The sequence below is a fragment of the Petrotoga mexicana DSM 14811 genome (assembly GCF_002895565.1).
GTDB lineage: Bacteria > Thermotogota > Thermotogae > Petrotogales > Petrotogaceae > Petrotoga > Petrotoga mexicana.
The window spans coordinates 81,686-104,569 of the sequence record NZ_AZRN01000032.1; the positions used below are offsets into that span (position 1 = coordinate 81,686).

At 34.7% G+C, this 22,884-nt stretch carries 17 protein-coding genes; 14 read left to right on the forward strand and 3 right to left on the reverse strand.

Features of this window, described 5'->3' with window-relative positions; translation table 11 throughout:
• The first annotated feature begins 33 nt into the window (after nucleotides 1-33).
• From X927_RS07155 to X927_RS07225, 14 genes are all read left to right on the forward strand, one after another.
• The gene (locus X927_RS07155) at nucleotides 34-336 is read left to right on the forward strand and encodes a YggT family protein (protein WP_103077406.1); all 303 of its coding nucleotides are present in this window, start codon (nucleotides 34-36) and stop codon (nucleotides 334-336) included.
• Between the two features lie 6 nt (nucleotides 337-342).
• Nucleotides 343-1,167, forward strand: a complete 825-nt coding sequence (locus X927_RS07160; RefSeq protein WP_103077407.1) for an NAD(+)/NADH kinase — start codon at nucleotides 343-345, stop codon at nucleotides 1,165-1,167.
• Between the two features lie 18 nt (nucleotides 1,168-1,185).
• Nucleotides 1,186-1,944: a phosphate signaling complex PhoU family protein gene (locus tag X927_RS07165; RefSeq protein ID WP_103077408.1), complete on the forward strand. Its 759-nt coding sequence runs from the start codon at nucleotides 1,186-1,188 to the stop codon at nucleotides 1,942-1,944.
• Nucleotides 1,941-5,402 carry an LptF/LptG family permease gene (locus X927_RS07170; protein ID WP_103077409.1) on the forward strand — a complete coding sequence of 1,154 codons (3,462 nt, stop codon included), beginning with the start codon at nucleotides 1,941-1,943 and terminating at the stop codon, nucleotides 5,400-5,402. Before X927_RS07165 ends, X927_RS07170 begins: the two co-directional genes overlap by 4 nt.
• Before the next feature lie 12 nt (nucleotides 5,403-5,414).
• Nucleotides 5,415-6,089, forward strand: a complete 675-nt coding sequence (locus tag X927_RS07175) for a uracil-DNA glycosylase (protein WP_103077410.1) — start codon at nucleotides 5,415-5,417, stop codon at nucleotides 6,087-6,089.
• Nucleotides 6,090-6,091: 2 nt separating this feature from the next.
• Complete coding sequence (gene smc / locus X927_RS07180) at nucleotides 6,092-9,616, forward strand: chromosome segregation protein SMC (RefSeq protein WP_103077411.1); 3,525 nt, start codon at nucleotides 6,092-6,094, stop codon at nucleotides 9,614-9,616.
• Entirely contained in the window at nucleotides 9,613-10,230 is a 618-nt protein-coding gene (locus X927_RS07185; protein ID WP_103077412.1) for a methylated-DNA--[protein]-cysteine S-methyltransferase, read from the forward strand. Before smc ends, X927_RS07185 begins: the two co-directional genes overlap by 4 nt.
• Before the next feature lie 176 nt (nucleotides 10,231-10,406).
• Complete coding sequence (locus X927_RS07190; RefSeq protein ID WP_103077413.1) at nucleotides 10,407-11,714, forward strand: nicotinate phosphoribosyltransferase; 1,308 nt, start codon at nucleotides 10,407-10,409, stop codon at nucleotides 11,712-11,714.
• A 15-nt stretch (nucleotides 11,715-11,729) separates the two neighbouring features.
• Nucleotides 11,730-12,353, forward strand: coding sequence for a hypothetical protein (locus X927_RS07195; RefSeq protein WP_103077414.1), 624 nt, complete (start codon nucleotides 11,730-11,732; stop codon nucleotides 12,351-12,353).
• A 15-nt stretch (nucleotides 12,354-12,368) separates the two neighbouring features.
• Nucleotides 12,369-13,310, forward strand: coding sequence for an enolase C-terminal domain-like protein (locus X927_RS07200; protein WP_103077415.1), 942 nt, complete (start codon nucleotides 12,369-12,371; stop codon nucleotides 13,308-13,310).
• A 138-nt stretch (nucleotides 13,311-13,448) separates the two neighbouring features.
• Entirely contained in the window at nucleotides 13,449-14,819 is a 1,371-nt protein-coding gene (locus tag X927_RS07205) for an ATP-binding protein (protein WP_103077416.1), read from the forward strand.
• 562 nt (nucleotides 14,820-15,381) lie between these two features.
• Nucleotides 15,382-15,879: a MarR family winged helix-turn-helix transcriptional regulator gene (locus tag X927_RS07215; RefSeq protein ID WP_103077418.1), complete on the forward strand. Its 498-nt coding sequence runs from the start codon at nucleotides 15,382-15,384 to the stop codon at nucleotides 15,877-15,879.
• The gene (locus X927_RS07220; protein ID WP_103077419.1) at nucleotides 15,876-17,609 is read left to right on the forward strand and encodes an ABC transporter ATP-binding protein; all 1,734 of its coding nucleotides are present in this window, start codon (nucleotides 15,876-15,878) and stop codon (nucleotides 17,607-17,609) included. Before X927_RS07215 ends, X927_RS07220 begins: the two co-directional genes overlap by 4 nt.
• On the forward strand, nucleotides 17,606-19,621 hold the full coding sequence (locus tag X927_RS07225; RefSeq protein WP_103077420.1) for an ABC transporter ATP-binding protein: 2,016 nt from the start codon (nucleotides 17,606-17,608) through the stop codon (nucleotides 19,619-19,621). Before X927_RS07220 ends, X927_RS07225 begins: the two co-directional genes overlap by 4 nt.
• A 267-nt stretch (nucleotides 19,622-19,888) precedes the next feature.
• Here X927_RS07225 and X927_RS07235 read toward each other — a convergent pair whose 3' ends face one another.
• The 3 genes from X927_RS07235 to X927_RS07245 all read right to left on the reverse strand — a co-directional run bounded on the left by X927_RS07235 (nucleotide 19,889) and on the right by X927_RS07245 (nucleotide 22,882).
• Complete coding sequence (locus tag X927_RS07235) at nucleotides 19,889-20,824, reverse strand: ABC transporter permease (protein ID WP_103077421.1); 936 nt, start codon at nucleotides 20,822-20,824, stop codon at nucleotides 19,889-19,891.
• A gap of 62 nt (nucleotides 20,825-20,886) precedes the next feature.
• Nucleotides 20,887-21,918 carry an ABC transporter ATP-binding protein gene (locus X927_RS07240; protein ID WP_103077422.1) on the reverse strand — a complete coding sequence of 344 codons (1,032 nt, stop codon included), beginning with the start codon at nucleotides 21,916-21,918 and terminating at the stop codon, nucleotides 20,887-20,889.
• A complete protein-coding gene (locus X927_RS07245; protein ID WP_103077423.1) occupies nucleotides 21,908-22,882 on the reverse strand; it encodes an ABC transporter ATP-binding protein in 975 nt (324 codons plus the stop codon). Before X927_RS07245 ends, X927_RS07240 begins: the two co-directional genes overlap by 11 nt.
• Between the last annotated feature and the right edge of the window lie 2 nt (nucleotides 22,883-22,884).

Consider the following 22,884-nt stretch of genomic DNA (forward strand, 5'->3'; position numbering starts at 1 on the left):
TAGAGTTTTTAACGATAACAAAAGGAGGGAAACATGTTCGTAATAGCAAATCTTTTAATAGCATTAGCAAGTATATTAAGAATAGTAATAGTATTTTTTGAATTTTGTATAATTGTATCCGCTTTATTAAGTTTCATAATGCCCTTCCAATACAACAGATTTCGAGGTTTTGTTGATTCAGTTGCCAATATAATTTTGAATCCAATAAGAAGGTTTATACCCACAGTAATAGGAAACATCGATCTATCTCCAATGATTGCTTTTTTGATATTGATGTTTTTAGATAGATTTTTGGTACAATCTCTATTGGACTTAGGTTATAGGATTGGGATGTAATTTTATATGAAGATCTTTATCTTTTACAATCCAATTAAGCTTTCTAACGATAACCTTGAAGAAAACATATTAAGACCTTTTAATGAAAGCAATATAGAGGTTCTTGGTTACGCTGCGGCGGGTTCTACTGTGGAGGAAAAACAAGCCCAAGCAGCTGATTTTTTCGTTGTTTTTGGGGGCGATGGGACAGTTTTGAAAATAGCTGAAATAGCCGCAATATTTTCAAAACCTGTAATAGCAGTTAATACAGGAAATTTAGGGTTTTTGAGTTCTTATTCCAGTTCTGAGATAAAAGAATTGATCGAAGATATACAAAAAGAAAACATTTCTTTTTCATTTCGGCACCTTTTAGAATGCCATGTAGGTACCAAAAAAGTTGTTGTTTTAAACGATATCGTCTTATTGAAAAGCCAGCCACTAGGCACGATGAATGTTGATGTAAAAATTGAGGAACACACTTTATTCTCATTCGCCGGAGACGGATTAATTGTATCAACACCGACTGGATCCACTGCGTACGCCTTATCTGCTGGAGGTCCTATAATTCACCCTGAACTCAATGTTGTCCAACTCATACCGTTAGCTGCCCATGCCCTCAACATTAGGCCTTTCATAGCCCCTCCTACACAAAAGATAGAGATCATTTTGAAAAACATGAGTAAGGGCTTTGCATATGTAACTGGTGATGGAGATATCATTCATAGGATGGAACCAGGGATGTCAATATTTGTGACTTCCAGTGAGATGACAATAAAACTAGCCCAAAGAAACGGGAACAATTATCTCAATGCGCTGGATAAAAAATTAGGGTTTGGCAGAAGGTTTGAATGATTTTAGGAGGCATATAATTTGTTCAAAAAAGAGAATGTTAGCCAAATCAACAGTATCAGTTTGAATCGATTGACACGATATTTGAATAATGTCTTGAGAATGGGCAGAATAGTTCAAGAAATGTACTATAAATTTGGGGATACTTATCTAGAGAGAAACGATAAATTAGCTAAAGAAATAATAAATCAAGATGACAGATTAGATTTTATCGAGGCAAGCCTAAATTATGAAAGCGTTATTTTATTGTCATCTGGTAATTACACAGGCATTTACTTAAAAGCTTGTTTCATGAGCTCCAAATTAGTTCAAATATTTGAAAACATGGGAGACATATGCGAAAAAAATGCCAAATTAATGATTGAAATACTCAAAACCCCTTCTACCGTAAACGCTATAAATTTTGAAGACAGTTTGGAATTAACCAAAGAGAACCTTTCAATAGTTTTATCCTCGTTATCAGATTTGATCAATATCAAAGCCGCCAAATTGATGACAGATCAGGTAAAAGAAAGTTTTTTTGAAAAAGCCAAGAAAAGTTGTATTCTCAACGAAGAAGTGAAAGGGCTCATCGATGCTTACAAATCGTACTTGTACAAATCCAAAGAATCCATTAAATCCGCTTCTCTTCATATAGAAGTCTTAAACAATTTAGCAAACTTTTCTGATTTAATCACAAACATTTCCGAAAATATCATTTGGGCGTTGACAGGGGAGTTATACAAATGTAGAAATAACGATTTAGAACTCTTCTATTTCTTAGGAGAAGAAAACTCGTGAAAAAACTCTTCAAATACGTTTCAAAAGAATTCATACCACCATTTTTTATGGGCTTAATCGCTTTTATAGTCTTTGTGAGCTTAGAGTTGCTTTACCAACTATCGGAAATAATAGTCAGAAACAATGTGGGATTTTCAAAACTACTGATATTGATTTGGTATCATCTACCATATTTTATTTCCATGGGAATTCCTGTGGGAGTGCTGTTTGGTATATTTTGGGTTATCTCAAAACTCTCCTCTGCAAACGAAATAATCGCTCTACAAACGTTGGGAATACCGATGAAGAAATTAATTATACCTTTTATGACGATTTCTCTATTGTTATCTTTTTTTACATTTGCACTCTTCAACACCATCGTACCCGTATCAAACTACAAGGCAAAAGAAGCGATGGCATTGTACGTTTATCAAAGACCTCAAACACAGATCGAAGAAAACCAATTTGTCGATGTTGGTGATGGAAGATACCTCTTTGTAAAACAAATAGATAGAGAAAGTGGGATTCTATACGACGTGCTTTTATACGAGGTTAAAAATGATTACACCGCTGTTTTTAACGCTCAGCAAGCTCAAAAAGGTCCCGACGGTTGGTACATGAAAAACGGAAGGATGTTTAGAACCAACGAAGATGGTTTCCTCGACTTAGACATAACTTTTGATCAATTGCAACTCGATATTCAAGAAGATGTCGAAGAATTTCTGAACTTCTCTAAAAGTGCTAACGAAATGACCTCAAAAGAACTAAAAGAAAAAATAACTACTTTTTCCAAACTTGGATTAGATGTCTCCGGTCTAATAGTTTCTTACCAGTCAAAATTCGCTAACTCGTTGGCTCCCTTGGTAATTTGTATTTTAGGAATTGCCTTGTCCCTGTTTCTGAACCTGACAAGTAAATCTTGGAGTGTAATTACAACGTTTGTGTTGGTTATAATTTATCAAGGTTCTGGGGCTTGGTTGTCTGCTTTGGGAAAAGAGCATATAATAAATCCAACGATATCCGTTTGGATTCCCAACATAATATTTGGTATTATTGGTACTTTTCTATTCTTGATGCTGGATACAAGAGTATCTTATAAACTTCTCGAGCCTTTGAAAAGAATTTTCTCTGTAATATTGTTTATTCTTGTTGGTTCTTCCTTTTTTTCTGCACCCGTAAATATAACTAGTGAAGATTTTAATTTAAAAGATGAGTTATTATTTTTAGAAGGTAACGTCTTTGTAGAGTATGAAGGTTCTACAATAAAAGCCGATTCAGCTCAAGGTGAATTAAATGAAGATGGAACAATTAAAGCAGCAACTTTCTTTGGAGATATTACTTATCTATATGAAGATACCTCTATACAAGCCTCAGAGATAACCGTAAACTTTGAGGAAGACTCCGCAGTCTTTTTAAATTCATATACCATACAAAAGTATAAGGCAGAGAAAGAGGTAGATGTACGCATATGGTCTGAAAGCATGGAAAAACCGATGCAAGAGAATATAATAGAGACAAACCAGACGAAATTAACAACATGCGAAGATTGTATTACTTATTACTTCTCAGCCAGAAAAGTAGACATTTTTCCAGGATATTTTTTGATAGCCAGGGACGTTGTCCTTAGTTTTTTCGGGCTTCCTGTTCTATACCTACCTTTCTATTTTCAAAGTTTATCAGAAGATGAAGAAGAACCCATGTCTCTCACCTTTGGATACGATAACAACGAATTTTTCCTATTAACAGAAATTAATTATAAGTTTGAAAATGGGGCCAAGGTTCATTTATCTTACAATACGATCAATGATCTAGCCACTTCGGAAACTGATAAAGAAGTGACACTAAAATACGGGGTTCCCTTTTTATATGGAAGTTTGAATCTATTTACAGGTCTAAATTCCCCAGATACATACAATAACAACTTAGGAGTTTCGTACCAATTTTTTGAAGATAACAAGGAAAGTGAAATTGCCAAATTAGAGTTTCAACTTGAACCGTCTACAAAAGACAAATCTTTGTTGTTAAATATCCCAAAACTAGAAACGAATTTGGGGGATCTTAAAAATATAAAATCACACATTTATTGGGATTCGAAGGGATTTGATGATATTCTATTTTTAAACGTAGAATCTCAAGCCTTTCAAAAAAGATATGGGAGATCTTTGATTTCTCTTTCAAAGCTTAAGCTCAACTCTCATTCATATGGGGATATATCCAACCTTTCGATGGATCAAATATGGGATACGAAAGAAAGTGAAATAGATGTAGAAGGAAAGTACAACTTCTATGAAACATTTGCCAGAATGTACGGTAACTTTGATTACGCTTACACCACCGTCGCAACCGAAACCACTAAAAATCGATTAACAACGAAAAACACCTTCTCTTACACAGATACCCTTTATGAGATTGATAGAAATAATTTTGATTTAAAATTCAACATGGAAGATACGATTCATTTCAACTATTATAACGACTTTATACCTGGTGAAACCTACTCTTCTGGAAAAACGCTCTTTGATTACTCTTTAGAACCAGGATTTGATATTAGTTTAGGTGTTTTCGAATTTGGTAACTCCTTAGAATACATAAAGGTTTTAGAAAACTCTCTCACTCCCTCTGCCACAGACGAATTGAATTACAACAATTACGTAGGATATTCCTTCTCTATCTTTGAAAAAAATTTTACGAACTCCGCAAAGTTAAGTAGAAGTTTTGATCTGAAAAATGCCGAAAATTTCCCCAATTTGCAAGAAATGGAACTTCAAACTCAAACCAACATAAATCTATTAAAAACTAAAAATACCTTACAAACACAAACAGAGTTTGATATTACTAATCCCAATACGATCCAACCGGATACAACAAACGTAAAACTAACCAACGTCATTGGCCCTTTAACCCATAGAAGTGAATTTGATTATCACCATCAAGAAGAGATTAAGGTTGATTATATTGAAAACAGAGAAATTTTGAGGTACAATAGAAATCGACTACAATTGGATTATAGGTATTATATTCATGAACAAACATTCACCAAAAAGATCCCAGAGCTTTTAACATATTTTCTTTTTTATTATGAAGGTAACAAAATTTACGGGGATTTTGACATGAAGGAAGAGTACACTGTCTACGACTTAGACCTAAATTTCTTGGAAAAAAGTTCAAATTACTCTTTTGGAATAGACACAACCTACCGTATTTCAGAGTCTCTTGAAACAGGCTTCGACATAAACAACAGGGATAAAAGCGAGTTTGCAAAAATAACCTTTGATTATAATATAGAGAATCAAAGCTGGGATTTCACCGAGTTTGAAATACAGAAAAAGATTATATGCTGGACGTTGAACATACAGTCTAAATTTTCCTTACTACCCCAGTTTGATTTAGCTTCGCTCAGAATATCTTTTTTTATCAATTATATACCCGATAAAAATATCTCATATGGTGATGAAGGGTTTGAATTTGGATTAATGTGAGGAGGAATATTGATGTTCTTAAACGGCAACGAGGAAAAACAAAAGAATATGGAAATGATCGCCAAAAGAATAGAGGTATGTGAAAAGTGTCCCTTGAACCTTACAAGATCTAATACTGTTCCAGGTTCGGGAAACGTTGATTCGCCAATAATATTTGTAGGTGAAGGTCCTGGTGCAGATGAAGACGCCTTGGGAGAACCTTTCGTTGGAAGAGCAGGGCAACTTTTAGAAAAGATGCTCAAAGAGTATGCAAAATTGGAAAGAAAAGATGTTTTCATCACAAACATTGTGAAATGTCGACCTCCTCAAAATAGGGTTCCCACACAAGAAGAGGTTAAAAGTTGCCAACCTTATCTTGATGGGCAAATAATCGTTATTAAACCAAAAATAATCGTAACCCTTGGTAATACACCATTGAATTACTTTACTGGTGAATCTAAGATAACTCAATCACGTGGACGTTTTTTCAACTGGTATGGAGATATTAAAATCTTTCCAACTTTTCATCCAAGCTACCTCTTAAGAAACCAAAGTTTGACTAAAGGATCTCCAAAATGGTACGGATACCTGGATATGAGAATAATTGGAATAATGTATAGAGCATTAAAACAGGGTAAAGGGGTTGAAGAGGTTACTAAAACAATTGAAGAAAAGATTAAAAGCCTTGAAAATGCTGGGGGGAGTTAAAATTGAAACTCTTATCCCTAGAGATAGAGGGTTTTAAAAGTTTTGGCAGAAGAACATATTTTAATTTAGATAAAAATATTATCGCGATAATCGGTCCCAATGGATCGGGTAAATCTAACATTGTAGACGCGATTAGATGGCTATTAGGAGAGCAATCTCAAAAACAGATGAGAATATCAGAAAAAAACGATGTATTGCACATAGGGAGCAATGGAAATGGGTCTTCCAACTATGCAAGAGTTTCGTTAGTAGTACAAAACGATGACAATGAAAAAATTAAGATCTCGAAAATATTAGAGAAAGACACACCCAACAGGTACTATATAAACAACAAAGTCGCCACGCTTAAAGAATTACAAAATATATTTAACAAAGGAACGGGGAAAAGTTTTTACTCGATTATTGGACAAGGCCAAATTGGTGAAATAGTCAACTCCTCACCTGAAAATATTAGAGATATTGTGTTGGATGCTTCAAACATAGCTAAATACTTAGAAAAAAAAGAAGTATCGATCAATCTATTGAATAAAACAACCGAAAATTTAGACAGAATCAACGATTTACTATTTGTCGTGGATAAAAGATTAAAATCTTTATCCATTAGGGCTGGAAGGGCAAAAAAATACCTAGAATATCGCAAGGAAATTAAAAGAATAGGAAAAATGTATTTTGGTGCTTCTAAAATATCATTTCTAAAAAAGATAGAAAGATATCAAAAAGAAATACAAGAAAATTCTCAAAGAATGAAATCTTTGCTATCAGAGCTTTTTGAAGTAGAACGAAGCTACAGAAATTTAAAAAGCGAAATAGAAGATACTGACAAACAACTATCCATAAACGGAGACATGGTAGAAAACTACAGGCAAAGGGTTCAAACGATAGAAAATGAAAAAAACCAATTAACAGAAGAACTAAATGAGAACAACTCTTCAATAATAAGCAAAGAGTGGGAAATGAACTCTTTAGAAGAAAAATTGGACAAACTTGAACAACAGTTAAAAGAACTCTCAAAAAACGAAAGAAATTTTAGAGAAATAGAAGAAAAAACCCAAAACAAAACCAACCTTATAAACGAAAAAAAGAACCGTATTATACAGGAAATAGAAAAACAAGAAGAAACGCTCAAAATGTTAGAATCCGAATTATCAAAGGCATCTCAAGAAAAAGAACGAAAAGAAACAGAACTAAAAAACCTCCAAACAACATACAGCAGTAACCAAGAAAGAATTAACTTACTAAAAGATCAAATAAATAGCTTGAAAACAAAATTAGAAAATAACTCACAAAAAATGAAAGAAATAGAAGAACTACTCTCCCATTCAAAAGGGACTGAAATTCAATTAGAACAAAGGTTAAAAAAGAAATTCGATGAGTTAAAACAAACAGAAAACTCTTACAATACCCTTATATCAGAAATTGACTCTCTTCAACAAAATGAAAAGAATCTATTTTACACATATCAATCTTTAAACAGGCAGATCAACGAATACGAAGGATTCTCAACAACGATAAAAGAATTTTTCAAAGTCTTCAAAGATGACGATAACGTGGTGGATGTCGTTGCCAATTTAATTAACACAGAAGAAAGGTATGAAGAAGCGGTTTCGACAATAGCCAGCTCAAGAATACAAAACATAGTAATAAAAAATTCTTCAAAGGCAAAAGAGTATTTGGATCTGGTAAAAAAGGGCAACAATGGAAAAATCACCCTTCTTCCACTTGATCTATTAAGAACTAAAGTTCGATTACAAAAAAACTTCTTAAACGAACCGGGCACAATAGATTTTGTAATTAATTTAGTAAACTACAAACAAGAATATAGAAAGGTTATGGAATACGTTTTCTCTAATGCTTTGTTAGTTGATAATATTGAAACAGCTATAAAAATTTCAAAAATGAAGTATCCTGGAAATATTGTTACTCTCAGCGGAGAATTAGTCTACTCTTCTGGTGCCATAACCGGAGGAAAATCTAAATACGATCATTCTTCTACGGTACTTAAAAGAAAAAGGGAGATCTCTGAAATAGAAGAAAAGCTAAAGCAAATCAGAGCTGTCCTTTCAAACAAGCAAGAGCTATACAACAAAGTAAAAGAAAAACTTAACCTTCAAAAAGAAGAGTTGGAATCTATAAAAGACGAGTTAAGACAAGCAACACTCACGAAAAACTCACATGACCTAGACTACAAAAAAATCAAAGAAGAAACAAGCAATTTGCAAGAAAGTATAACTCTCTACAACGAAAAATTAGCCAACTATGAAGAAAAAAACAAAACCCTTGATCAAGAGATACAATCATTAAAAATGGAAATAGAAAATAACTATCAAAATACTACCCAAACAACTAAAAAAATGCACGAAATCGAAGAAACCATCAAAGACAAAAGAACCTTACTCAATCAAATAGAAAAAGAGCTTATAGGCCAGGAAATGGAGTTAAAAAGCATAAAAGAAAAGTATGAATACTACAAAAATCAAAAGTTAGCAATTGAAAATGAACTAAAAGAAATAAAAATTAAACAGCAAAAAACAAAAGAATCCTTTGATAACTTAAAAGAAAAAAACGATAAAATAAACCAATCCATAAACGAACTCAATAAAGAAAAAGACTCCCTCAACAACGAAATTTCAAAATTATTTGAACTGATGAAACAAAGTAGAACAGGCAAACATAACAAGGCTAAAGACTTGGAAAATTATGAAAACCGTATAGACAAATTAAAAACGGAAGTAAATACAATAAAACAAAAAAATCAAGAGATTGAATTTGAGATAAAAGAAGCCAACCACAACATACAATTCCTCAAAGAAAAAGCCCAAAACTTAGAAATTAACGAAGAAGAGTTCGAGTTAAAAGAATTATCCGAAAAAGACATAGAAGCCTTAGGGAACAAACAAAAAGAATTGGAAAGTTCATTAAAAAAACTTGGTTCTGTTGATTTAACTGTTTTAGACGAATACGAAGAAGTAGAAAAAGAATACCAAGAAAATCTAAAAAACAAAGAAGATATAATGAAATCAATAAATTCTCTTAAACAAAGTATAAAAAATCTTGATGAAGAAGCTCAACGTCAATTCAACACATTTTTTAACAATCTCAACAAAGAATTCTCATACTTTATCTCAAAACTTTTTCCAAACGGATACGGTGAACTCAGGTTAATTGGTGAGGGCAAAGAGTTTGAAAAAGGGATCCAAATATCTGTAAAAAAAACTGGGATGAACTTTCAAAAACTCTCTCTCTTTTCAGGAGGGGAAAAAGCTCTCATAGCGATAGCTTTTCTCTTCTCACTCATGAATCTAAACCCGAGTCCTTTTTATATACTAGATGAAATCGATGCCCCTTTGGATGATCTAAATGCCGCAAAAATATCAGACTTAATATTAGAGAACTCTAAAAAGTCTCAATTTTTGATAATAACACACAATAAGATAGTGATGGAAATTGCCGAGCTTTTTTACGGAATAACTATGAGAGAAGGAACTACGTACATAGTTCCCGTTGATTTCAAGGAGTTAGAACGATGAAAGCCGTGTTAGGAACGCCTATTGGTAGTGTGATAATCTATGTAAAAAATGACAAGATAACCAAAATAAAACTAACCTTTCAAAAAGAAGGGTGGTCTGCAAGACAAGAGAATAAAGATTTCCCTTCCTTAGACGAGTGGTCTGCAAGACAAGAGAATAAAGACTTCCCTTCCTTAGAAGGGAGATCTGCAAGGCAAGAGAATAAAGACTTCCCTTCCTTAGAAGGGTGGGCTGCGGGGCGAAGGGGCGCTAATAAAAATGAGAATTATTACAACTCAAAAACAAAGAAACATTTTGATATAATATATGCATATCTATTCGGAGATCTCCACAAAATCCCAAAAGAAATATTCGATTTCCCAGGTGAAACAGCTTTTGCAAAAAAGGTCTATGAAACTTTGTATAACACAAAAAAAGGAAGTGTAATTACCTACAAAGAATTGGCATCAAAAGCTGGAAATCCAAAAGCTTACAGAGCGGTGGGAAATTTGATGAAGAACAACCCTTTACCCATAATTATCCCATGCCACAGGGTAATAAAAAGCGATGGCAGTATAGGAAAGTTTAGTCCAAGTATCAAATGGAAAAAATATCTACTCGATTTAGAAAGATGAGAAATGGGTGAAGGGTAAAGCTCCTTTTCCTTATGGGCGGGCTGCGGGGCGAAGGGGCGCAAATAAAGACTAGGCGGAGCTTACATAAAAAAACCTAAAAATCATTTTACAAAACTAACAATCTATTTTTAGAAGCGCCACAAGACGGCGAAAAAATTTATCAGAAGGTGGAAAAAATGGATTTAAACGAAACAAATAAAAGATTACATCCAAAGCTCTTCAAAGTACCCATCGACAAAATAAGAATGGGGTACTACACTGACAAGTACTTTACAAGGTATGTAGAAGTCCTAAAAAAAGACAAAAGAAAAGTAAATGTAACCTATCAATTTTTTCCAAGGGCGGATTGTGTAGTAGTTGGAATAGATGAAGCACTAGCTCTTTTAACTTATGGAACAGGTTACTACAAAGATGAAGAAAAGGCAAAAGAGATTTTTGATGAAATTTTAACCATAGAAAGAGCAATACAAGACGCCTCTACACGAATGGACAAAGAAGAACTTCTAAATTGTACAAATAAAAAATGGGACCTTAGGATGCTACTAAACAGTTTATGGGTAGATAAATGGGACGAGATAGAAGTACTTGCTTTGAACGATGGAGACGAAGCAAAGAATATGGAGCCCGTGTTCGTAATCAAGGGTAATCCTGCTTTTTTTGGACATCTGGAAACACTTCTTTTAGGGGTAATGGCAAGGGCTTCCAGCACGGCTACCGCTGTAAAAAAAGTTGTCAACGCTGCTAAAGGAAAACCGATTTTGTTTTTTAGCGCAAGATTCGACCATTTTTGGGTTCAAACAACTGATGGTTATGCAGCCTTGAAAGCTGGAGCCTTTGGAGTATCTACCGATGCAAATGCTGATTATTGGGGAGTTGAATCTCTCGGAACCATACCCCATGCTTTAATTGCCGCTTACAATGGAAACACCTCGGACGCAGCTATAGCTTTTAACAAATATATAGATGGTCATGTAAATAGAATGGTGTTAGTAGACTGGGACAACGACGTTATTGGAACTACCATCAAAGTAGCAGAAGAGTTTTATGAATACATATACGGTGAAAAACCCAATATTGACAAGGGAGATTTGTCCAATATAATTGGTGAAGGAAAAGACAAAATTTGGGCCGTTAGATTTGACACATCTGGATCCTTAAGAGATAAATCTGTCATTCCAAAAGACAAATCATCTTTAGGAGTTAACCCTGAGATGGTATGGCGGGCGAGAAGAAAATTCGATGAACTAGGAATGAACAATTTAAAAATAATGGTCTCAGGAGGGTTCAACCAAGAAAAAATCGATTTATTTGAAACCCTTGAAGTCCCCGTAGATCTATACGGTGTAGGATCATCGTTGCTGAAACAAAAAATCGACTTCACAGCAGATATAGTAGAAGTCGATGGTAAACCCTGTGCAAAGGTAGGAAGAAAAAAAGGAGACTTCTCACGACTAAAAGTCGTCGAAAGAAATTACTGGGAATAATAATGGAGGTATACTATGTTTTCAATGACTCTCTTTTTAAGTCATTTTGTATCTGATTTTGCCTTTACCAACGTTTATTCTGATAAATTCTTGGAAAAGTCAAGTTATTACAAACATCTAATCTGGGTCTTAGTGGTTTTTTTGGCTTTCAATTTTGATATGTTAACGGGATGGATGCTTTTAATAGTTTCACTCTCCGTCCTCCTACACATAGGTATAGACTTACTAAGAATAAAAAACCAAAACACCAACATCTACTTTGAAATCATATTTTTAGGGGCCTTTTTGATCTGGTCATACCTATTCAGAAACTTTTTCCAAGATTCTTTCTTATCTAACGTCTTTCAGTTCTATATTGTAGGAATGATCGTAGCAACAAGTTTTGGAAGCTTCTTATTCAGAACTTTCAACCTATTTGAAAAAGAAAAAAAAGACACAATCGGTGCATCGGAAAGGTTAGCGATATTCATTTTTATGATGGCTCAAAACTACCTTTGGTCCATTATAGCAGTAGGCGCCGGATTAGCATACAAACTTATCTTTGTAAAAGAAAAAAATATAAAAGAGCTAATCTTATCGCCAACCTATGCAATATTAGTTTCCTTATTTTGGTATTTACTAATGCAAAATATATTCTAGGAAGGCTGAAAATTCATGAAAGAAAGAAAAAGAGACGTATACTACTGGCAAGAAAGAACGATCTTAAAAAATCTAAATATAGAATGGCAAGAGCATGCTATATTTAAATTCATAGACAAACAAGGAATTCAGGGGGTTGGGGCAGCTACCCCCAATTACTATTTTGGCGAGACATTTAAAACTACCATGGCGATATTGGAATTAATTAGAGATCTATTTGAAATGGAAGATGATATTGAAAACCTACCCAACATCGAAGAAAAATTCAATGAAAAGATAAAAAGAGACAACTCTTCAAAAACCGCTGTTTTTTTAGCGATCTTTGACTACCTAACAAACAAATACAATTACGATCCAGCAAAATTGCTCTTCCCGACTAAAAAAAGTATCTCGCAGGAATCTCTCTTTAGAATTTTTTGGAAAAAAGACATTAATATATTTGACTTACTTCCAGAAATTCAAAAAGATGAAAAAATTATAAAAATAGAGTTCTTAGAAAAACCGTTGCTCACAGAGTTTGAAAAAATATTGAAACTCTTCAAAGGTAAAAAACTATGGATTGACCTGAGAGGTTTATTCTCCCACCATGAAATCAGACAAATTCTAAAACTCTTGAAAACCTCTGAAACTATTGCTTTAGAACAACCAACCCCGAAGTATAAAGAAAATACTTTAAGCAATCTACAAATAAACTACCCAATTTTTTGGGATGAATCCATCGAACAACCTGAGGATATTATCAGAGTATCAAATATTGCTTCAGGAGTCGTTTTAGACATCACCAAAGTTGGTGGACTAACCAACTTAAAAAAACACTACGACCTAGCCAATATCCTCAACTTGGAAACAGTCATCTCCACAAGAATAGAACACTCCATAAATCTAAACTGGTCTAACAAAATAAAAAACGCATTCGATATAATAGATTTGAATATAGATCATTATATTGTGATATAATATACCGACTGGTAATATACTGGTGAGTATATTACTGGACAGTATATTACTAGCAAGTATATAAAGGTGGTGTGTCGTGTACTTTTATTCTAGAGAAAAAATTAGATGGATGGGAAGCTAGGCAAAGGGGCGCTATAAATGAATTTTTATGACAGAAAAAAAGAATTAGAGGCTCTTAACAAAATCCTAAATACTGAAGAAAAAAGATTCACCGTTTTATACGGAAGGAGAAGAATAGGCAAGACTTCTCTCATTAAAAAAGTCTATGAAAATCGTGACAATTTTTTATATTTTTTTGTTGAAGTAAAAAGAGAAGAGGCACTGTTAAAAGAGCTGAGTCTTCTTGTTTCAAAGGCAATTTATACAAATTGGTACGACCTTTTTACAGATCTTTTCGAAAGATTTGATCATATAATTTTTGATGAATTTCAAAATTTCTTTTTGGTAAATAGCGATATACTTTATACTCTGCAACATGCATGGGATGATACAAAACACAACACAAAGCTAACAGTTTTGGGCTCATACACCGGACTCATCAAAAAAATATTTATGGAAGAAAAAATGCCCTTATTTGGAAGGGTAAATAACTTTATTAATCTAAAAAAGTTCAATTTAAAAAGCGGGCTAGAGATGTTATTTGACTTTGGCTACGATACTGAAGAAGCTTTAGAAATCTACAGTATTGTAGGTGGTGTACCTAAATATTTGTGGGGCTTTAAAGACAAAGATAATTTAAAAAACAAGATATACGAGCTATTCATCACCGATTTTTCACCTTTCAAAGAAGAATCTAAAAACATTTTAATTTTGGAATTTGGCTCTGAACATAGATCCTATTTTTCAATATTGGAAGCAATCGGCGGAGGAAATAAAACCCTTAAGGAGATTGAAGATATTTCAAAAATCCCTTCTACTTCGCTTTCAAAATATTTAAACGAATTAGTGAATAATTATGAAATTCTAAAAAAAGAAAACAGTATATTAGATAGAAAAAGTAGAAACGCAAGGTATTATATAAACGATGAATTTTTTGACTTTTACTTTAACCTTTTAAGTAGATACCTTTCAGAAATAGAATTCAACCCTAAAAGCGCTTTAGAAAAAATATACCAACAATTGCCCACTCATATTGGTCATCAGTTTGAAAATATATGTATACAATTTTTAAAAGAAAAACCCAATTATCCCGGTTTTCTCATTAATAATATAGGAAAAAGCTGGGGAAAGGTTCCATATTCGAAAAACCTCTCATATGATATAGACATAGTAGCATATAACGACGACAACATCCTCTTCGGTGAATGCAAGTGGACTAATAAAAAGATGGGAATAAAAGATTTGGAGACACTGAAACTGAGAAGTAACTATGTAAACTTTGGAAACAAGCGAACAAAATACATCCTCTTTTCCAAATCTGGTTTTACACCAGAGTTACTCAAATTTCAAACTGACGACTTGTTTCTTCTAACTCCTGATAAAATGGTATCCGAGTTATTTAAAGATTAGTTGATCTTATGATTCATATGCTCAATTTTGGGTTCTATCTTCTTATAGTATTTCTGATGCTTTTTTAGCCACCCTTCGCTCCACAGTCTGCACAAAAGGAATGAAAAAAGTATTACTCTACAACCCCACATCAAAACCGTCAAAGAAATTTTCCCCTCTTGGTTCAGCAGCTTGCTCCTTAAAAATTGGAAAATTTTACTCAGTAACTCCTCTAAGCGAAGCATTTATCTCTCCCCCTCCCCTCGACTCATTCAAAAGATATAAACTATTAATCAAAATTTCAAATAAAAACTTGATATTTCAAAAAAGGATAGTATACTAACTATTAGTATGCTAATAGTTAGTAAGTTAATTATTAGCATACTAATAGAAGATTGACGCAGCCTTTGAGACTATAGATCTTTTCCTCAATTGGGTGGGGCTGTGGGGCGAAAGGGTAAAGCTCCATCCTTAAATGGGCGGGGAGCGGGGGAAGGGCGCTAATAAAGACTCTTTTCCTCACGGGTGGGGAGCGGGGTGAAAGGGCGCTAAATAATAAAGATGAAATGAAAGGAGAAAAGAAATGAAAGACAAAACACTTTGCACCGAAAATTTCCCTTTTGATGAACTCAATTCATCAACGATCAACGTTGTCCAACAATTCTTTCAAGTGATGAATCTCCAAAGACAGTTAAATTTCAAAATTATGGCAGAAAAAGATGTCTATCCTGGACAAGGAGTCTGTTTATGGTACATTTGGAAAAACCCTGGTATAAATCAAACAAATCTTGCAAAGCTCATGAACGTAGCTCCTCCAACGGTTTCTTTGATTCTTAAAAGGCTAGAGAAAATGGGACTCATACTCCGCAAATCCGATCCTGATGACATGCGCACACTTCAGATGTTCTTAACTGAAAAAGGAGAGGAAGAAATAAAAAATTTAAAAACATCCTTTTCAAAGATCGTGAGATACAGCTTTGAAGGGTTATCAGACGAAGAACTAAATACCTTTAACGAGTTACTAAAAAAAATATCCAACAACCTATCAAAACATTTACAAAAAGGAGAAGATCAAGGATGAGAACCATACTAAGCAAATATTTAAAACAGTATTATAAAGAGGTAATTTTGGCATTGGTGTTACTCACCGTCCAAGCTGTCTCAAACTTATACCTTCCAAACTTGAATGCGGACATTATCAACAACGGTGTTGCCAAAGGAGACCTCAATTATATCATGCAAGCAGGAGGGAGGATGTTGTTATTTTCCCTATTACTCGTTGGTGCTGCTGTAGGGGCGACATTTTTTGCATCTAGAATCTCTGCAAAATTTGCACATGACTTACGTAAAGATCTTTACTATAAGGTACTTAGTTTCTCTCAAAACGATATAGACAAGTTTGGAACCGCCTCGCTGATAACGAGAAACACGAATGATGTATACCAAATTCAGATGTTGGTATTAATAATGTTGAATGTGATGATCCTTGCACCCATAATGGCAATAGGTGGTGCCATAATGGCTATACGTCAAGACGTTGTCCTTTCAACTTCGCTTTTAGTGATAATCCCAGTGATGGGAATTGTTGTATTCTTTCTAATGCGTAAGGCAATTCCACTATTTAAAAGCATGCAAATAAAACTCGATAACGTCAACCGTGTTCTACGTGAAAAATTAATGGGTGTACGCGTCATCAGGGCTTTTGTGAAAGAAAAAAGTGAAGAAAAAAGATTCGATAAAGTAAATAGCGACTTAACCCAAACCGCCATAAAAGTAAACAGATTATTAGCATTAGGTATGCCTCTTCTAATGCTTATTATGAACCTTTCAACTGTTAGTATTCTCTGGTTTGGTTCAATGCGAATAGACAGTGGAGCAATGCCAATAGGCAACTTGACAGCCTTCTTAACATATATCATGGAAATACTCATATCAATAATGATGGCAATGATGATGTTTGTCATGTGGCCTCGTGCAGAAGCATCTGCCGATCGTATCAAAGAGGTATTAAAAACAGAACCAACAATTAATGAACCAGACGATCCCGTAATTTTAAAAAGTAAAAAAGGCACTATTTCCTTCAAAAATGTGACATTCAAATACGAAGGCGCTGAGGAACCCGTACTAAGAAATATTTCATTTGAAGCAAAACCAGGCAAAACTACCGCAATTGTAGGTAGCACCGGAAGCGGTAAAAGCACTCTTATAAACTTGATCCCACGCTTTTACGAAGTCACCGAAGGGAAGATAGAAATCGACGGTGTAGATATAAGAGAACTGTCGATGGAAAACCTTAGAGACTCACTAGGTTTTGTACCTCAAAAAGCTTATCTATTCAGTGGAACGATAGCTTCCAACCTAGCATATGGTAAGAAAGATGCAACTGAAGAGGAAATGTGGCATGCCTTAGAAATAGCCCAAGCGAAGGATTTTGTAGAAGAATTACCTGATAAACTACAAGCTCCAGTTGATCAAGGAGGAACGAACTTCTCCGGTGGTCAAAGGCAACGTCTATCTATTGCAAGGGCAATTGTCAAAAAGCCAAAGATCTATATATTCGACGATAGTTTCTCTGCTTTGGATAACAGAACCGATGCGAACCTTCGTGAAGCCTTAAAGGAAGAGACTAAAAACTCTACAGTTATAATAGTAGCTCAAAGGGTAAGTACCATACTTAATGCAGACTTAATAATCGCTCTAAACGACGACGGAACGATAGCTGGGCAAGGAAAACATTCAGATCTTATGCAATCATGTGAAGTATATAGAGAGCTCGTAAAATCCCAGTTACCAGAGGAGGAAACCGCATGAGTCACAATAATCCAAAAACTCCTAACAGTTCAACTAAAAAACCTATGGGGATGGGAATGGGTAGACGAGGAGCAACCCCTGGGGAAAAGCCAAAAAATTTTTGGGGTTCCTTAAAAAGATTACTTGGATATTTAAAACCTCAATTAATACCAATTTTGTTCGTTGTTTCTTTTGCCGTTTTAGCTACGGTCTTTATGATAACAGCCCCTAAGATAATAGGGAACGCCACAAATGTTTTATTCGAAGGTATAATTAGCAAAAATATGCCCGAAAATATGACAAAAGAACAAGCTATACAAATGCTTAAGCTCTCAGGGAACGATCAAATTGCTGAAATGATTGGACCAATGAATATAGTCCCAGGTCAGGGAGTTGATTACAACAAACTCGTACAAATCTTATTAACCCTATTAGTAATTTACGGTTTATCAGCCCTGTTCAATTGGCTACAGCAATATATGATGGCTGGTGTCTCTCAAAAATCCATCTATAGTCTCAGAAAAGAAGTTGACAAAAAACTAGCAACACTTCCACTTAAATATTTTGATAGTCATTCCCACGGTGATATTCTCAGTAGAGTAACCAATGATATTGATAATATAGGAAGAACGCTTCAACAAACGTTAACACAGATCATAACAGCTACTGTCACTATAATCGGTGTAATAGTTATGATGTTAACGATAAGTCCATTGCTCACATTAATAGCATTGACGCTGATTCCTTTATCTCTGATTGTCACAATGTTCATTGTAAAAAAATCTCAGAAACAGTTTGAAACGCAGTGGGACAGTACGGGAAAACTCAACGGTCATGTAGAGGAAACATATTCAGGCCATAACATTGTAAAGGTTTTCAACAAACAAAAAGAAGCTAAAGAAACATTCGACAACGAAAACGCTAGATTATACCAAGCAAGTTTCAAATCTCAGTTCATATCAGGCATAATACGACCTGCAATAGCTTTTCTAAACAATCTTAACTACGTAGCTGTCAGTGTTATCGGTGGACTTAGGGTAGCAAACGGTCTAATGACACTCGGAGATGTACAGGCGTTCATTCAGTACTCAAGAATGTTCACCCAACCAATAGTTCAAACAGCTAATATTATAAATATTTTACAATCAACCGTCGCTTCTGCTGAAAGAGTATTCGAACTCCTAGATGAAGAGGACGAAGTTCCTGATCCAATCGATCCTGTAGAATTACCTGAAGTAGAAGGAAGAATAGCGTTTGAAAACGTATCTTTCAGTTATGATCCTAAAAAACCTTTGATAGAGGGCTTAAACTTAGTTGTACATCCTGGAGAAAATGTAGCGATAGTTGGCCCAACAGGCGCTGGAAAAACAACACTTGTAAACCTTCTAATGAGATTCTACGATGTCACAGATGGAAGAATAACCTTGGACGGAACTGATATTAGGCAAATGAGAAGATCAGACCTTAGAAAAAACTTTGGTATGGTGCTTCAAGATACCTGGCTTTTTGGAGGCACGATAAAAGAAAATATCGCCTACGGTAAAGAAGATACCTCTGATGAAGAGATCATGGAAGCTGCTAAAGCAGCGTATGTGGATCATTTTGTGAGAACATTACCCCATGGTTACGACACAATAATAGATGAAGAAGCCTCGAACCTATCACAAGGTCAAAGACAATTGATAACCATCGCAAGAGCTTTCCTTGCAGACCCTAAAATTTTGATCTTGGATGAGGCGACAAGCTCTGTCGACACACGTACGGAAACATTAATACAACAAGCTATGGAAAAATTGATGAAGGGACGCACAAGTTTTGTAATTGCTCATAGATTATCTACAATCAGGAATGCCGATACAATCTTAGTAATGAATCATGGTTCCATTGTAGAAACTGGAAATCACGAAGAACTCATGAAAAATAAAGGCTTTTACTACAATCTCTACATGAGCCAATTTTTAGGAATTGATTTAAAAAAACCAATAAAAGAACCAAAAACATCACAGGAAAATATAGCATCTGTCAAAAGCTAAACCCTCTCCACTCCAACTAAGTTGGGGTGTTGAATGGATGAAAGTAATAAAATAATTTCCGAAAATGCGCCCTAAATGGGCGTTTTTTCAATTAAAAATTGCCAATAATTTCCACTTCAGAATTATATGAGGTTATTGATTTTTTCAAATCACGTAATGTAGAAATAGTGAGCATAGAAAAACAAATGGTGAATTTCGAAAAGATATTCATTTCATATACTAATGGGGATAGGGGAAGACAAAACTAAACTCTTGGCGGGATTTTATTCACTCTTTCCCGCCAACTTTTATTCTAGGGTCTAAGAAACCGTATATTAAATCTAAAATCACGATACCGCCGATGTATAAAAGAGTTGTAAAAGACAAATTACCCAAAAGAACAGGAATATCATCCTGCTGAATAGCAGCCCAAAAAAGATTCCCCATTCCAGGCCAATTAAATATACCTTCTATTATCAATGCCCCAGAAAAGGAATCAAGGACAGATAAAACCGACATTGTTAAGATAGGAGGAGCCGAAGCTCTTAAAGCATGCCCAAACAAAACTTTTCTTTCAGGAATACCCCTAGCCCTTGCGGAAATTATGAAATCATTCTGGAGATTTGTTAACACTATATTTCTTGATAAATACGCCCTTCCCCAAAAACGAAAAAAAACAAGCGTAGCTAAAGGTAAAATTAAATGATACACAAAATCTGCAAATTTTTTTATCAATCCCTCAGGAGGTGGAATGCTAAAGATACCACCAGAAGGAAATAATTGAAACTTGAAAGAAAAAAGCATAATCATTACCAATCCAACCCACCATATTGGAAGACCGTAAAAAATCATTGTAAGTATTGAAGTTGTTTTGTCCATAAATCCCCCAGCTTTTTGAGCCTTTTTTATCCCCAAGTATACTCCCAAGAAAATATCTATAATAATAGCCATAGTAAAAAGAAGCATTGTATTAGGTACTCTTTCTAAGATAATTTTAATGACATCGGTTTCTCCTTTAAAGGATCGTATGGACATCGATTGACCGTAATTAAAAGTGATCGTATTGAACCAATCAGAAAAAATCTCGGGTAATATTGGTCCTTCCAAAAGGTAGCTATAATGAAGTTTAAACATCACGTTGAAAAGTACAGAATACACAAAAATAATAGCAAAATAAATCATAACCCCCATTAACATCCTTTTAAAGGCGTATCTCCAATACATAAACGTAACCACCTTTATATCTTTTCATCAAAATTAAAAAACCCCACATTTGTGGGGATTTTTTAAATTTTTTCTACTTCCTGATTTATCTCTTTGTACCTATAACAGGCAACGTAATGACCGTTTGAATCTTCTACCAACTCTGGATCGTCAACATTCTCAAAACATTCAGGCTGTGCATAAATACACCTTGGATGGAATCTACATCCTTTTGGTATATTTGCTGCAGATGGAATCTCTCCTTTTATTGGTAATTCTTTTATTACGTTTTCTTTTCCGGGTAAAGGTTCAGGAACTGCTTCTATCAAAGCTTTGGTGTATGGATGTAAAGGTCTTTCGATTATTTCGTCAGCATCACCTAACTCAACTATTCTTCCAAGGTACATAACAGCAATCCTGTCACAAAAATATCTAGCGGTTGATAAATCATGAGTTATGTATAAATAAGTCAGTCCTAAATCTTGCTGAACATCTTTCATCATGTGAAGAATTTCTGCCCTGGTTGATAAATCGATCATAGAAACGGGTTCATCTGCTATTATGAAATCAGGAGAAAGAACTAAGGTCCTTGCGGTTGCAACTCTTTGTCTTTGCCCTCCACTGAGCATGTGAGGGTACCTATCCATGAACTCTTCAGGGGGTGTTAATTTTACTTCATTTAGAACCTTTTTTGCTATCTCTTCAATTTCGTTAGGATCCTTGGTTTTATTATGAATGATCAAGGGTTCCGCCAATACATCTCTTACCCTAAACCTTGGATTTATCGAAGAGTAAGGGTCCTGAAAAATCATCTGTACATCTTCTTTATACTTCTTAATTTCGTCAGTAGAAGATAAAGAAGTAACATCTCTACCCTTAAATATTATTTGGCCCTCTGTGGGTTCTTCTAATTTCATCAATAACCTACCCGTAGTTGATTTTCCGCAACCAGATTCTCCAATTAAGCCAAATATCTCTCCCTTTCTTATGTCAAAACTTATATTATCCACCGCTTTAACCCATCTTCGTTTGCCTTGAAACACTTCTGAAACGGTTCTTCGCAGGGGAAACCATTTTTTTAAATTCTTAATACTCAATATGATTTCATCGTTCATCAAAACACCTCCAACAAGCTGCAAAATGCCCGGGTTCAATTTCCTTTAATGGTGGTTCTTCTACTTTACATCTATCGAAAGCAACCGGACAACGCTCATGGAATCGACATCCACTGGGTGGTTTAAGTAAATCAGGTGGTACACCTGGTATAAAAGCAAGTTCTTCTACTTTTTTATGTAAACGAGGTGTAGCTCCCAACAAACCTTTTGTATATGGATGTGCTGGACCTTGGGGACCATAAATTTGATGATTCTCTCCTATTTCAGCTATCTTACCTGCATACATCACCATTATCCTGTCCGCAACCTCTGCTACGGTAGCTAAATCATGAGTTATAAAGATAAAAGACAAATTAAGATCCTTTTTTAACCTTTTCAGAAGATTTATTATTTGAGCTTGAACGACAACATCTAAAGCTGTAGTTGGTTCATCGGCAATAATCACTTTGGGTTCTAAAAACAAAGCTGTGGCGATTACAACACGTTGTTTCATACCACCCGATAATTCGTGAGGGTATCTTTTCAAAATATCCTCTGATAAACCCACCTGATTTAAATATTTTTTAATTATAGCAAGAGCCTTTTCTTCTTCCATTTCCCTATGAGTTTGAAGGGTTTCCATCATCTGTTTTTTAATGGTGTAAACTGGCGTCAAACTATTCATAGCCCCTTGAAAAACCATAGAAATCTTTTCCCATCTAACTCTTTTACGTAAAACAGATTCTTTTAAAGGAACTATATCTTCACCATCTATATTAATCTCTCCACTTACAATTCTGCCCGGAGGGTTCGGCATTCTCAAAAGACCCATCCCCAAAGTGGTTTTACCACATCCAGACTCTCCAACAAGCCCTAAGGTTTCTCCCTCTCTTAGAGAGAAACTCACATCGTCCAATCCTTTTACAACACCTTTTCTTGTATAATAATAAACTTTTAAATTTTTAACATTTAAAATTTCATTCATTC